The organism is Polaromonas sp. YR568 (assembly GCF_900116715.1).
Taxonomy (GTDB): Bacteria; Pseudomonadota; Gammaproteobacteria; order Burkholderiales; family Burkholderiaceae_C; genus Polaromonas.
The window spans coordinates 91,793-105,423 of the sequence record NZ_FPBM01000006.1 but is presented as its reverse complement, the minus strand read 5'-3'; the positions used below and the strand labels follow the sequence as shown (position 1 = coordinate 105,423).

Sequence of the window (13,631 nt, the reverse complement as noted above, 5' to 3'; positions counted from 1 at the left end):
GATCAGCGAATGGCGAAAGACGCAGACATAAAGCCCTGCGCTGGCTGCGTGGGCAGCATGCTGCTAACGGCAGCGCCGACGCCGTTGCTCGCCATCACGCCGCTGGATTCACCCGAAGCACCGGCCAGCGTCTGAGCTTTTGGTGCGTCCAGGGTTTCGGGTGGCACATAAGTACCCGCCACCACACGTGCCTGCTGGATGCAGCTTTGGCGCGCGGAGCCCGCCGCGGTGTCCATGCACTGCGCAATCGCCTGCATTTCAGTCTTGCGCTGAAAGTCGCGAATCTTGGCTTTGGTGACTTGCCCATCCGCCACAAACCCGACAGCCACCAGCTGGCAAACAAAGACCAGGCCGGCCGCTACCCAGAGCAGCGTTTTGTAAGGCGTTTCGTCGATTTTTTTCAAGTGGTCAGAGAACATGGTGGGCCTCCCGGTGAATCTGGCTCCATCGTGAGGCGGGCGTTTGCGGTTTCCATCCAGCGCTTTTCCCGGCACTTTGTAGGATAAAAACCTTTCATTTTTTTACGCGGCGTAACGCCGGCATCCACGCCCCTATCCATGCCTCTATCCAGCCCCCTCCAACCCGCCTTACCATCGCCCCATGACGCCCACCCTGCTCGACCCCGCCCAGACCGCCGCCCGCCTGCCCTATCCGCTGCTGGTCAGTGAGCTGGCGGCCCTGCTCAAAGACAGCTCGGTGCAGGCGCCGCCGCGGGTAGTGCAACCCCTGCCCGGCGGCGGCAGCCTGTTTGTGATGCCGGCGCTGGACGCCCGCACCGCCATCACCAAACTCATCACCTTCACCCCCGGCAATGCGGCCGCCGGCCTGCCCACCATCCAGGGCGATGTGGTCGTGTTCGACGTCGCCACAGGCCAGCGCCGGCTGATGCTGGACGGCCCCACCGTCACCGCCCGCCGCACGGCCGCCGTGTCATTGCTGGCAGCGCAGCGGCTGGCGCCCAACACCCAGGGGCCGATGCTGATCGTCGGCGCCGGGGTGCAGGGCCTGGCGCACCTGGAGGCCTTTGCCGAGGGTCTGGGCGTGCGCGAGTTCCGGGTTGCTTCGCGCAGGGCGGCCAGCGCGCAAGCCCTGGTTCATCACGCGCAGTCTTTGGGCTTGAATGCCCGCATGGTGTTTGATGCCGACGTCGCGCTGGCCGATTGCCCGCTGGCCGTCACCTGCACACCCGCCAGCGCGGTGGTGCTCAGCGCCCTGCCCCGACCCGACGGTTTCATCAGCGCCGTCGGAGCCTTCACACCCGCCATGCTCGAGCTGAGCGCCGCGCTGTGCCAGCACTTCGCCGCCAAGGGCTCCATCTTTGTCGACACCGCCGACGCCAGCCATGAAGCCGGCGACCTGCTGCAAGCCGGGCTCGACGTGAGCCGCATCGCCACACTGGCCGACGTGATCCGCCAGGACATGAAAAAACCCGCCGGGCCGGTGCTGTTCAAAAGCTGCGGCTGGGCGGGCTGGGATTTGGCGGCTGCGCGCGCGGCGCTGGCCGTATAGACACCGCAGGCAAAAGAAAACCCGCCGGCCCTACCGCTTCAAGGCGGTGGCTGGGCGGGCGGGTGGGTCGCGGCAGGCCGCAGCGCACGCGCCGCAGCCGGAACCCGAACCTGGCCTTACTTGGCGGCGACTGGCGTCACTGCCGGCGTTGCTGCGGGGGTAGCAGCCACCGGCGCGGTGGCAGGCACCACCACACCGACGTTGGGCTTGCCTTCGACATCGGCCTTGCGGTCAAACGTGGTCAGCTTGCCCATGACAACCTGCACCCACTGCGGGTAGGTGTAGGCGGTGCCCTTGTTGTGGTCAATGATGGCGCCGATGCCGCCGCCAAACAGGATGTTGCCGGCCATGCCAGCGTTCGCGCGCGAGATCGCCACGCCGCGGCCGTCAGCCTCGCCTGCCTTGACGCAGGTCATCTGCAGGTCTTTGGAAGAACGGCGCACATTCGCCGTCACGGGTGTCTTGATGACTTGCTGGCCGTAGTCATTTTCGAGCGTGCAATCGACGTCTTTGACTTCAACACCCGCAGCGTTGTAGGTTTCAAAACGAACCGGCGTGGTGGTGTCGTTGGTGATGGATGCGCAGCCGGTCATGGCCATGCACGCGAAAACGATGGAATAGAGGCGAACGGACATTCAGGTCTCCCTTGGGGTTGTAGTAGTTGTCATTGGTCATCCAATGCCGCAGAGAATGTAACACGGTGTTTCTTAAAGCGCCCGTTTCGCGTGCACGGCCTGTTGTTTTATAGCCCTGCCCAGCGGGGTCACGCCGCGCTCAAGCGCTCAACACGCCGCAATGGCGTACACCGTACTGACTATTGAACGACCCGGGGAAACGCAACACCGGCGGCAAGAAACACAGTGCGCGGCGCAAGGCCGGCCCGCTGCTTGCGCTTCAGTGCGCGCGGCGAAGTTTGTCACTTCCACGCCGCGCCGCACTTTACAGCTGCACTGAAGAATCATTCAAAAGAATTCGCTTGTTTGGAGCGGCACCGGGCGGCCTAATGCCGACAAGCCGGTCATGCCAGCCATGCCGGACAACCTTCCTGCGAACTCACCTTCTGATGATCCTATGCCCACTTACCCTGACCTGAAGTTTTACATCGGCGGCTCATGGCGCTCTTCCCCCGATACCCTGCCCGTCCTGAACCCTGCGGATGAATCCGTGATCGGCGCCCTGCCCGTGGCGCGGCAATCCGACCTGGACGACGCGCTCACCGCCGCGGCGCAAGGCCTGAAGGTCTGGAGCCGCACCGCACCGCGCGAACGCGCCGAGATCATGATGCGCGCCAGCGCGCTCCTGCGGGAGCGCAATGAAGAGGTGGCCTATGCGATCACCTCGGAGCTGGGCAAACCCATCCGGCAGTCGCGGCTCGAAGTGATACGCGGCTGTGAGTTTTTTGAATGGGATGCCGGCGAGGCGCAGCGCCTTTATGGCCGGGTCATTCCTAGTGAGCCGGGCATCCGCTACATGACGGTGCGCCAGCCTATCGGCATGGTGGCGGCCTTTTCACCGTGGAATTTCCCGATGAGCCAGCCCGCGCGCAAAGTCGCAGGCGCCCTGGCGGCCGGTTGCTCCATCATCCTGAAAGCCGCCGAAGAAACCCCCGGCGGCGCCATCCATATCGCGCGCGCCTTCCACGATGCCGGTCTGCCGCCCGGTGTGCTGAACCTGGTGTTCGGCGTCCCGTCCTTTATCTCGGACTACCTGATCCCGCAGGACCAGACCCGGCTGATTGCCTTCACCGGCTCCACGGCCGTAGGCCGGCACCTGACCAGCCTGGCTGGGCGGCACGGAAAACCCGTCCTGATGGAGCTGGGCGGCCACGCCCCAGTGATTGTTTGCGACGATGTGGATCCCCGGCAGGCCGGCATTCTTTCAGCGACAAGAAAGTTCCGCAACGCCGGCCAGGTGTGCACCTCACCGACACGCTTTTTTGTCGACGAAAAAATCTTTGACCGGTTTGTCGACGCGTTTGCCACGCAGGCGGCCGCGACCGTCGTGGATAAGGGCATTAAAGAAACTACCGACATGGGGCCCGTGGCCAACGCCAGACGACTGGAAGCGCTCACGGCCTTTTCGGAAGACGCTGCGGCAAAAGGTGCACGCGTTCTGGCCGGCGGCCACCGCATCGGCGACAAAGGCTACTTCTTCGCACCGACGATTCTGGCCAACGTGCCGGACAACGCACGCGTCATGCAGGAAGAGCCTTTCGGGCCCATGGCCATCATCAACCCGGTCAAGTCCCTGGACGAAGCGATTGCCCAGGCGAACGCGCTGCCGTTTGGCCTTGCGGCCTATGGACTCACCCATTCCGCCGCCAACGTGGACAAGATGATTGACGAGGTCGAGGCTGGGAATCTCTCCATCAACACACTGGAAGCCTCAGTGGCCGAAACACCTTTCGGCGGCGTGAAGGCCAGCGGATTCGGCCGTGAGGGGGGTGAAGAGGGGCTGCTGCACTACACGGCCGTGAAAACCGTCTCGCACAAGATGGCGTTCTGATCGCGCGGCACTTGTTGTCTTTGCCCGCATAGCAAAACCCGGTTTCATGTGGCCTAATCCGCCAAAGAATCAGTCGCTCAAACCATCGCCGAGACTCTGCGAGCCGCGAAGCGCGGGGCGCTACTGAGGTTCAATGACGCCATAGGGATATCTACGAGGAACGCCGCTAGACTCAATCGCATGAGGGCACGAATTGGCCGATGGTAGAAAATTCTTCGAGCAAGTGTATGGTCACGCGTGCTACAGAATTAGATGTCAAAGGCCATCATCTTCCCTCATGATATTCGAAGCGCCGAATACCCAGCTGAGCACAGCCTCTGGAGACTGATCCATCGCACCCTTCATAGCAGAAAGTTCATGCAACCGCTGAGTTTCGTGCACGTTAATCAGTTCAAGAACAGAAGGGATGGTGTTCGCTTGAAGACGAGCCGCTACCAACATAATGCTTGTTAGAAATGAATCAACGTATACGTGCAAATGCTCAACCAGTGTAGGTAGGTATGGCAATGATTCTGCCGAATGCACAATCAGATTTCGATTCCAGTAAATACGGTTTAGCTGCCAAGCAACCTTTTCTCTATGCTGAACCAAGGTAGCTCTAGTTATCTCCGCAGTCTTAAACCGATTCACGAGCTCATACAGTCGAAACAATAGAACGGGCTCTCGCGCAGCTACTGACTCCGCTAAGAGCGTTCTCTCTCTTTCAAACTGAGGGCAAAGCAACACTAACGCCAATCGGTCTTTCGGCTCTTCTGTTAGCTCAGTTGCTTTTTCAAGGCATCGCTGGTATTTATCAATCCCTAAGACGTCTCCTATCCGCATTGCTGCTAACGAGAACAACCTTTGGGGATAAAGAAGACTTAAAGAAGATAAAACCGCCTCGCGAACAAATGCAATTTTTGATCCCGCAGATGCAGGTACTCCCACAAACCCTTCGAGGCAGGACCACAAATTGAGAAGCTGATCCTCATGGCGTGTAGCAGACAATGCTGCGCCATGATATTCAAAGGCTCTGGCAAGTCGACGACGAGCCGCTTGAGAGAGCTTGCTTTCTGAGAAGAAGAACTGAAAAACGTCCAATGCAGCAGACAATTCCTCTGGAGAAGTTCTTTGAACAAATTTCAAAGGTGAAACGGTGCGACCGAAGCCACTTAGCCCGTTTTCAGCAAGACTCAAGCAAAGAATCCTGTCATGAATAGCCAACGGCACATGGTGATCGACAAAACTTATTTGCTCGACCCCTCTATCTAAAACAGTGAAAAAAGCTTTTACTGCCGACTGCTTGCAGAGAGCTTCCATTCGGAAGCCTACTATTGTTGGCGTGATCGCCTTATCAACTTGCCCGGAGAACTCGATCCACGGTCGAAGACTGGCTATCGCCGGGACAGGGGCACCATACTTTTTCCAGTCTGTATATCTATCAACAAAATTAGCAAGATTTTCGGATACAAAACCAAAAACTTCATATTTTCTCTTGGTGCCAATGAAGTGCTTCAGAAAAAGGCCAACGGTGTAAGGTGCACCTTTTACAAGTCGACTCTGCTTTTTCTTTGAGTTTATTTTCTGAGCTACAGAGTAAACATAAGATCTGGGATACCCAACGGCTTCTAGCTCGACAATCAACGAATCCAATATTCGAATAACTTTTACTTTTGACCAATCTTTTAGTGCTGCTTCAGCACTCAAGGCCGCATTTAAGTCGTCTAAGTAGTCTCTAAATTGAAGTTCTAGAGCTGAGATGGGCGGCAAGAACTGCGCGGGCTTTCCCCATCCACTTTTAACTCTGGTAATTAGTTCTTTGACTAGTTGTTTTTTTACCCCTTTTAGCACTACATCTTCTCGAACACTCCAAAGCAACTCCTCAAAAAAAGACTCGGTTGAAGCACTAATAAAATCATGCGATTCAGCTTGTGCAGCGATTCTTTTTAATTCAAGTACTCGCTGGTGAGTGTTAAGTGCCGGAGCCTTAAAAGAGTCAGCAGAATAATCAAATAGAGCCTCATGAAGGCGTTGTAAAAAAAACACCGAGAAATCATCGGTTTCTCGGATAGTTTCCGACGGTAGAAGAGCTGTCTCCGGCGATCTCTGGGACGAAGTACTAGTCATTCTCTTTACCTTGATCTGTACTTGGCTGCAGCCCCTTAGGTTAAGCCTTTGGCAGCGTCACGCCCACCTGGCCCTGGTACTTGCCGCCGCGGTCCTTGTAGCTGACCTCGCAGACGTCGTCCTTGTCGCTTTCAAAGAACAGCACCTGGGCGCAGCCCTCACCCGCGTAAATCTTGGCGGGCAGCGGCGTGGTGTTGGAGAACTCCAGCGTCACATAACCTTCCCATTCGGGTTCAAACGGCGTGACGTTGACGATGATGCCGCAACGGGCATAGGTGCTTTTGCCCAGGCAGATGGTGAGCACATTGCGCGGGATGCGGAAGTATTCAACCGTGCGGGCCAGTGCGAAGCTGTTGGGCGGAATGATGCAGCTGTCGCCGTGGAAGTCGACAAAACTTTTTTCATCAAAGTTCTTCGGGTCGACCACCGTGCTGTGGATGTTGGTAAAGACCTTGAACTCGGGGGCGCAGCGGATGTCGTAGCCGTAGCTGCTGGTGCCGTAGCTGATGATCTTCTGGCCGTCGGCCGCGGCGCGAATCTGGCCGGGCTCGAAGGGCTCGATCATGCCGGTGGTTTCCGCCATGTGGCGTATCCATTTGTCGCTCTTGATGCTCATTCGGGGGAACTCCTCACTGTGCCCCGATTGTAGGCAAGCTGCCAGCCACCCGGTCCGGGATGCCTGGGCGCTATGGATTCAGGAGCTTCCGGGGCCCGTCCGCCATGAGGGAAATGCTCAAAACACATGCCCGGTGGCCAGCGCCGCAGCGGCTGCCCGGGTCTCGACGCCCAGCTTCTCAAAAATATGCTCCAGGTGCTTGTTCACCGTGCGGTGGCTCATGCCCAGGATGTCGCCGATATCACGGTTGGTCTTGCCCTTGGCCAGCCATGAGAGGACTTCGGTTTCACGCGGCGTCAGTGCGGCATTGGCCAGGCGCGAAGGCGATGCGGCGTTCGCGCCGCGCTGCTCCAGCAGCAGCATGGTTTCGCCTATGCCGACCCGGCCCATGTTGCGCACCGACAGCTGCACACCGGCCAGGGTCAGCAAGACCTCGTCGGTGCCGTCCTCCAGCACCGCATAAACCGGCTCGGGCAAACGCCCCGGCTGCGCCACGCCCCCGGCGCCCTGCAGCCACAAGGCGGCCTGTGGCGAACGCCAGGCCACGCGCCCGCGCGCATCGACCAGCACCACACCAAAACCGGCCACGTCCACCGCCTCGCGCGCCAGCCGCGTCATGCGCGCATTGCGCGTGTGGGTGTGCAGGCGCGCCACCACTTCCTGCGCGCGCAGCGGCTTGACGACGTAGTCCACGCCGCCGCAGGCAAAACCCTCCAGCACGTGCGGCGTCTCCGACAAGCCCGTCATGAAGATCACCGGGATGTGCGCCATCACGGGGTTGGCCTTGATCTGCCGGCAGGTGTCAAAGCCCGAGAGGCCGGGCATCACGGCGTCCAGCAGAATGGCATCGGGCGCGACCAGCTCCAGGCGCTGCAGGGCCGAGTCGCCGTCGCGCGCCACCAGCACGGTGTAACCCTCACCTTCCAGCGTGTCGCAGAGCATGCCCAGGCTGCTGGGGGCGTCGTCCACCACCAGCACGACCGGCCGCTGTTCGTCGGTAGCCTCAAGCATCGACATCCTCCGTCAAATGATCGAGCAATAACTCAAGCTCGCAGCGGCTCACAAAGCCGCGCAGCCGGGCGCAACTCGCGGCCAGCGCCGGGTCTTCGGCCGTGACGCGGTCCAGCAGGCGGTGCAGGCCGTGCACGTGGCCCAGCTTTACCAGGCGTATCAACCCTGCGCGGGCCTCCTCGGGCAGGCCCAGCGAAGCTTCCCCGGACGGGCCCGCCGCGCCGGCGGCCAGCGGCGCGGGCGAGACCACCGAGGTTGCCCACTCCAGCCCCAGATGGCGCTGCAGCGCATCCATCAGCTCGGATTCGAGCACCGGCTTGCCGACAAAGGCCTGGCAGCCCGTGGCCTTGAGCCGCGAGGCCTGGTTTTCAAACACATTGGCCGACACCACGATGATGGGCACCTCGGCATAACCCCGGCTGCGTATCTGCAAGGCGGTTTCCCAGCCATCCAGGTCGTCCATGCTGATGTCCAGCAGGATGGCGTCGGGCACGCCGTCCTTGAGGCTGTCTATGCACTCCAGGCCGCTGGCCGCCTCCTTGATGTCAAAACCCAGCGGCGTGAGCATGCCGGCCAGCATCTGGCGCTGCACCGGCTGGTCGTCCACCACCAGCAGCGTGCGGCGCTTGCCGAAGAAGCCGGCGATCTGGTGCGGCGGGTCGGCCAGCGGGCCGGGGTCGTCGATTTCGCGCAAATACAGCCGCACGCTGAAGGTGCTGCCCTTGTCGGGCTCGCTTTGCAGTGTCAGGTCACCGCCCATCAGCGCGGTCAAGAGGCCCGTAATAGTCAGGCCCAGGCCTGTGCCCGGCTCGCCGCGGCGGCGGCCCGCGGCGCCGCGCTCAAACGGCAAAAAGATGCGCTGCTGGTCTTGCGGCGCGATGCCTATGCCGGTATCCACCACGTCGAAGCGGATCACCTCGCGCCGGCAGTCCACGTGCAGCTTCACGCTGCCCGCGTCGGTAAACATCACTGCATTGCTCAGCAGGTTGATGATGATCTGGCGCAGCCGCTTGGCGTCGGCCTGCACCCAGGCCGGCATGCGGCCGCTGTGGGTGTAGAAAAAGTCGACACCCTTGGCCTCGGCCTGCGGCCGAACCATGCTGACCAGGCCTTCGAGGAAGTCGGGCAACGGCACGGGAATCGGCTCCAGACGCAGGCGGCCGGCCTCGATGCGCGCCAGGTCCAGCAGGCCGTCGACCAGCTGCAGCAAATGTTCGCCGCTGCGCTGTATGGTCTGCACGGCCTCACGCGGCGTGTTGGCCAGCGCCTCGCCCTTGAGCAGGATTTGCGAATAGCCGAGGATGCTGTTGAGCGGCGTGCGCAGCTCGTGCGTCATGCCGGCCACGTAGCGCGTCTTGGCCTGGTTGGCCGACTCGGCTACCTCCTTGGCGGTCTGCAGCGCCGCGTCGGTGCGCTGGTGGGCCTCGATTTCGCGCGACAGCAACTGGTTCTGCCGGTTCGACTCGTCCTGCGCCATGCGCCGGCTTTCACTGCCCAGCACCACCCACCAGCTGCACACCGCAACGATCAGCAGCAGCATGGCGAACACTTTCACAAAGGCCGATCGCAACAAGCCCGACAGATCACCCGAGGGCGGAAAGGTGGTCTCCTGCATATAGACCATGCCCATCACCGTGGCCAGCAGCGCGCAGAGCGACAGCATCACCACCATGTAGTGGCCGACGCGGAAGTTCACCCGGCTGGACAGCGCGCTGGGCAGCAGCGTGCTTAAAAACTCCTCCGCCTGCTCGGCCGCGCGCGAGCGCGTCTTGCAGCGGTCGTGGCAGCGCGACTCCAATGTGCAGCACAGTGAACAGATGGGCGCGCCGTAGGCCGGGCAACTGGCCATGTCTTCAGCCTCGAAGGCGTTCTCGCAGACATGGCAGCGCACCATCTGGCCCGGCACACCCATGGCCTGCGGTTTGCGCGCGACGTAATAACGCCCCTTGGTCACCCACGCCAGCAGCGGCGACAGCACCAGCGCCATGCCCAGCGCGATGAAAGGTGAAAACGCCTCAGCCTGCGGGCCCATGGCGCCGGTATACGCAAACACCGACACGATGGTCGCCAGCAGCATGGAGCCCAGGCCCACCGGGTTGATGTCGTACAGATGCGCCCGCTTGAATTCAATACCCGGCGGGCTCAAGCCCAATGGTTTGTTGATCACGAGGTCGGCCACCAGCGCACCCACCCACGCAATCGCGACGTTGCTGTAAAGGCCCAGCACTTTTTCGAGCGCCGAAAAAACATCCAGCGTCATCAGGAGCAGCGCAATCGCCACGTTGAACACCAGCCACACCACGCGCCCCGGGTGGCTGTGGGTCAGGCGCGCAAAGAAATTGGACCAGGCCAGCGAGCCCGCATAGGCATTGGTCAGGTTGATCTTGAGCTGCGACACCACCACAAAGACCACGGTCGCGGCCAGTATCCAGGCCGGGTCGCTGAACACATAGGCAAAGCCCGCCAGGTACATCTGCGTGGGCTCCACCGCCTTGGAAGCCGGCAGCTCGTGCTGCAGCACCAGAAAGGCCAGAAACGCGCCGCCCAGCATTTTCAGCATGCCCAGGACTATCCAGCCCGGCCCGGCCATCAGCACCGCGGCCCACCAGCGCCCGCGGTTGGCCTGGGTTTTCTCGGGCAGAAAGCGCAAAAAGTCCACCTGCTCGCCGATCTGCACCACAAGCGAGAACGCCACGGTGGCGGCCGCACCAAACATGAGCGGGTCGAACTCGCTGCTGCCCGAGGTGCGGCCGGTGAGGCCGGTGAAGTCTGAAAACGCCTGCGGGTTCTTCCAGAGCACCGCCAGGTAGGGCAGCAGCAACAGCACGCCCCACAGCGGCTGCGTCCACATCTGCAGGCGCGAGATCAGCGTGATGCCGCGAACCACCATGGGCACGATGACCACCGCGCTGATGACGTAGCACCAGGCAATCGGAATATCGAGGTACATCTGCAGCGCCAGCGCCATGATGGCCGCCTCCAGCGCGAAGAAGATGAAAGTGAAGCTCGCGTAGATCAGCGAGGTGATGGTCGAGCCCAGGTAACCGAAACCTGCGCCGCGCGTCAGCAAATCCATGTCCACGCCGTAGCGCGCCGCGTAGTAGCTGATAGGCAAGCCGGTGAAGAAGGTGATCAGCCCCACCACCAGGATGGCCCACAGCGCATTGGTGAAGCCGTAGTTGAGCGCGATGGCGCCGCCTATGGCTTCCAGCGCCAGGAAAGACATGGCGCCAAAGGCCGTGTTGCCGACCCGCCACTCCGACCACTTCCGAAAGCCGCGCGGCGTATAGCGCAGCGCGTAGTCCTCAATGGATTCGTCGGCCACCCACGCGTTGTACTCGCGTCGAATACGAAAGATTTTCTGGGTAGCGATGGTCAAGGCGGTCTCCGTCAAACGGCCGTAGGGCTGCGGCAACGCACCTAAAGCGTTCCGCAAGAAGTGTGCCCGGCGCACCAAAAAGGGTGGCTACGTTGATTGACGTATAGGGATGCGCGGCGCTTGTGAACATGATTCGCCTGACCCCGACGCAAGCCTTCACCCCATCAACCTTTCAGTTTTTCACCAACCGCAGGAGCCCAGCATGTCCAACGACGATCGCGATCCATCTTCCTTCATCAACCGCCGCCGCCTCATGCAAGGCGTGGCCGCAGCCCTGCCCCTGGCAGGCCTGCCCGGCTGGGCCCAGGCGCAGCAGTTCCCCACGGCCAAGGTCAACACCACCAAGCTGGCCGTCACCGACACCGAAGTGACGGTGGGCCAGCTGCACTCGGCCACCGGCACCATGGCGATTTCCGAAACCGGCTCCATCCAGGCCGAACAGCTCGCCATCGACCAGATTAACGCCATGGGCGGCGTGCTGGGCCGCAAGATCAAGGTCATCAAGGAAGACGGCGCTTCCGACTGGCCGACCTTCGCCGAAAAATCCAAGAAGCTGCTGGTCAACGACAAGGTCGCCGCTGTGTTCGGCTGCTGGACCTCTGCCTCACGCAAGGCCGTGCTGCCGATCTTTGAAAAAGAAAACGGCATGCTGTATTACCCGACCTTTTACGAAGGCCTGGAGCAAAGCAAGAACGTGATCTACACCGGCCAGGAAGCCACGCAGCAAATCCTCTACGGCCTGGACTGGGCTTCAAAAGAAAAGAAAGCCAAGACCTTCTTCCTGGTCGGCTCCGACTACATCTGGCCGCGCACCTCGATGAAGATAGGCCGCAAGCACATTGAAGGCCACCTCACCGGCAGCAAGGTCGTCGGCGAAGAGTACTACCCGCTGGGCCACACCAACTTCAATTCGCTGATCAACAAGATCAAGGTCGCCAAACCCGACTGCATCTTTATCGCAGTGGTCGGCGGCTCCAACGTGGCCTTCTACAAGCAGCTCAAAGCGGCAGGCGTTACCGCCGCCAAGCAGTTCCTGCTGACCATCTCCGTGACCGAAGACGAGGTGCTGGGCATTGGCGGCGAAAACATGAACGGCTTCTACGCCTCCATGAAGTACTTCCAGTCATTGGACAACCCCAACAACAAGGCTTTCGTAACCGCCTTCAAGGCCAAGTACGGCAAGGACGCGGTGATCGGCGACGTGACGCAGGCCGGCTACCTCGGCCCCTGGCTGTGGAAAGCCACGGTGGAAAAAGCCGGCAGCTTCGACGTGGACAAGATCGCCGCGGCCTCCACCGGCATCGAGCTGAAGACCGCACCCGAAGGCTACGTGAAGCTGCACGAAAACCATCACCTGTGGAGCAAGGCCCGCATCGGCCAGGCCCAGGCCGACGGTCAGTTCAAGGTGGTCGCCGAATCGCCGGCGCTGATTGAACCCAACCCCTTCCCCAAGGGCTACCAGTAAGCGCCAATGCTGGCCCCTACCGGTTCATTCCGCCGCATGGCGGGGTGAGCCGGCAGGGGCTTTCCTGACAGTCGTATTTGTTTTTTTGATCCCCCGCCGCACCGGAGCCCGCCATGAACCTTTCCGAAATGCTCAACATCGGCCTGATGCAAGGCTTTGCCGGGCTCAGCCTGTTTTCCGTGCTGCTGCTCATGGGCCTGGGCCTGGCCATCATCTTCGGGCAGATGGGCGTCATCAACATGGCGCATGGCGAGTTCATGACCATAGGCGCCTACACCATCTACCTGTTTTCGCACCTGTCTGAAACCTATGCGCCCGGCTTTGTGCAAGCCTACTTTCCGTTTGCCATCGTCGCGGCTTTCATCTTCGCGTTTGCCGTCGGCTGGCTGGCTGAATGGGCCTTTATCCGCCACCTCTACAAACGCCCGCTGGACACCCTGCTGGCCACCTGGGGCCTGTCGCTGGGCATGCAGCAGATCTTTCGCACCACCTTCGGCGCCAAGGAAGTCAGCCCCACCCTGCCCGACTGGCTCATGGGTTCCTGGGCCCCGGCTGAAGGCCTGGACATTCCCATCAACGGCATGTTTGTGATGGTGCTGACGCTGGTCGTGACCTGCGGCGTGCTGATCGCACTGCACAAGTCGCGCTGGGGCCTGCGCGTTCGCGCCACAGTCGCCAACCGCGTGATGGCCAACGCCACCGGCATCAACACCAAAAAGACCGACCGCCTGACCTTTGCCATCGGCTGCGGCATTGCCGGCGTGGCCGGCGCGGCCTTCACCACGATTGGCTCAACCGGCCCGACCAGCGGCTCGCTCTACATCGTCGACGCCTTCCTGGTCGTGACCTTCGGCGGCGCAGCCAGCCTGCTGGGCACCGTGGTCTCGGCCTTCGGTATCGCGCAGACCCAGTCGGTTGCCGAGTTCTTTATGACCGGCTCCATGTCCAAGGTGCTGACCTTGATGACCATCGTGACCATCCTGATGCTGCGCCCACAGGGCCTGTTCGCCTCCAAGGTGCGGCGCTGAGCTTTCACCGTA

Annotated in this window: 10 protein-coding genes; 4 read left to right on the top strand and 6 right to left on the bottom strand. The window is 61.2% G+C overall.

The features are described from left to right. Positions 1-2 precede the first annotated feature (2 nt). Positions 3-419 (bottom strand): hypothetical protein, encoded by a 417-nt coding sequence (locus BM408_RS14090; RefSeq protein ID WP_092130502.1) that lies wholly within the window; start codon positions 417-419, stop codon positions 3-5. Positions 420-600: 181 nt separating this feature from the next. On the opposite strand from BM408_RS14090, the gene BM408_RS14085 reads away from it, so the two are divergent. Then, complete coding sequence (locus tag BM408_RS14085) at positions 601-1,509, top strand: delta(1)-pyrroline-2-carboxylate reductase family protein (protein WP_092130501.1); 909 nt, start codon at positions 601-603, stop codon at positions 1,507-1,509. Between the two features lie 116 nt (positions 1,510-1,625). On the opposite strand, the gene BM408_RS14080 is transcribed toward BM408_RS14085, so the two are convergent. Beyond that, positions 1,626-2,144 (bottom strand): hypothetical protein, encoded by a 519-nt coding sequence (locus BM408_RS14080; RefSeq protein WP_092130500.1) that lies wholly within the window; start codon positions 2,142-2,144, stop codon positions 1,626-1,628. Between the two features lie 436 nt (positions 2,145-2,580). Here BM408_RS14080 and BM408_RS14075 point away from each other — a divergent pair, with 436 nt between their 5' ends. Continuing rightward, positions 2,581-4,014 carry an NAD-dependent succinate-semialdehyde dehydrogenase gene (locus BM408_RS14075; RefSeq protein WP_092130499.1) on the top strand — a complete coding sequence of 478 codons (1,434 nt, stop codon included), beginning with the start codon at positions 2,581-2,583 and terminating at the stop codon, positions 4,012-4,014. A 255-nt stretch (positions 4,015-4,269) separates the two neighbouring features. Here BM408_RS14075 and BM408_RS22765 read toward each other — a convergent pair whose 3' ends face one another. The 4 genes from BM408_RS22765 to BM408_RS14060 all read right to left on the bottom strand — a co-directional run bounded on the left by BM408_RS22765 (position 4,270) and on the right by BM408_RS14060 (position 11,126). Further along, a complete protein-coding gene (locus BM408_RS22765; protein ID WP_175541798.1) occupies positions 4,270-6,120 on the bottom strand; it encodes a hypothetical protein in 1,851 nt (616 codons plus the stop codon). Between the two features lie 40 nt (positions 6,121-6,160). Then, entirely contained in the window at positions 6,161-6,736 is a 576-nt protein-coding gene (gene dcd / locus BM408_RS14070; protein ID WP_092130498.1) for a dCTP deaminase, read from the bottom strand. Between the two features lie 117 nt (positions 6,737-6,853). Then, on the bottom strand, positions 6,854-7,747 hold the full coding sequence (locus tag BM408_RS14065; RefSeq protein WP_092130497.1) for a response regulator transcription factor: 894 nt from the start codon (positions 7,745-7,747) through the stop codon (positions 6,854-6,856). Beyond that, positions 7,740-11,126, bottom strand: a complete 3,387-nt coding sequence (locus BM408_RS14060; protein ID WP_092130496.1) for a hybrid sensor histidine kinase/response regulator — start codon at positions 11,124-11,126, stop codon at positions 7,740-7,742. Before BM408_RS14060 ends, BM408_RS14065 begins: the two co-directional genes overlap by 8 nt. Before the next feature lie 202 nt (positions 11,127-11,328). Between BM408_RS14060 and urtA the strand changes: the two genes are divergently transcribed. Continuing rightward, positions 11,329-12,591 (top strand): urea ABC transporter substrate-binding protein, encoded by a 1,263-nt coding sequence (gene urtA / locus BM408_RS14055; RefSeq protein WP_092130495.1) that lies wholly within the window; start codon positions 11,329-11,331, stop codon positions 12,589-12,591. A gap of 113 nt (positions 12,592-12,704) precedes the next feature. Continuing rightward, on the top strand, positions 12,705-13,619 hold the full coding sequence (gene urtB, locus BM408_RS14050) for an urea ABC transporter permease subunit UrtB (RefSeq protein WP_092130494.1): 915 nt from the start codon (positions 12,705-12,707) through the stop codon (positions 13,617-13,619). The last annotated feature ends 12 nt before the right edge of the window (positions 13,620-13,631 follow it).